The sequence below is a fragment of the Colwellia sp. MB3u-41 genome (genome assembly GCF_014076845.1).
Taxonomy (GTDB): Bacteria; Pseudomonadota; Gammaproteobacteria; order Enterobacterales; family Alteromonadaceae; genus Colwellia_A.
This window is the reverse complement of the sequence record NZ_JACGUT010000059.1, coordinates 1-339: the sequence shown is the minus strand read 5'-3', so window position 1 is coordinate 339 and position 339 is coordinate 1. Positions and strand designations below refer to the sequence as shown.

At 42.8% G+C, this 339-nt stretch carries 1 tRNA gene; it reads left to right on the top strand.

What is annotated here, in order from left to right:
* Nucleotides 1–132: 132 nt before the first annotated feature.
* Nucleotides 133–208 (top strand) — tRNA-Ala (locus tag H4J73_RS06675).
* The last annotated feature ends 131 nt before the right edge of the window (nt 209–339 follow it).

The following is a 339-nucleotide window of genomic DNA, read 5'->3' as shown; positions in this document are numbered from 1 at the left end:
GTAACAAGGTAACCCTAGGGGAACCTGGGGTTGGATCACCTCCTTATCTTGAAGTAAAAACAGTTTAATGGAAACCTCGGTTTCACGAGTGTCTACACAAATTACATGATAACAAATTAGAAGAATCCCGATGGGGCTATAGCTCAGCTGGGAGAGCGCCTGCCTTGCACGCAGGAGGTCTGCAGTTCGATCCTGCATAGCTCCACCACCTCGATTCTTCATTAAAGAAAAGACCAAACTTAAACTGTTCTCATGAACACGTTAAGTTTGGTTTTTTAAACCACGTTTTTAACCGAATGCGCGTTAAGAATGAGTTCTTTAACAATCTGGAAAGCTGAT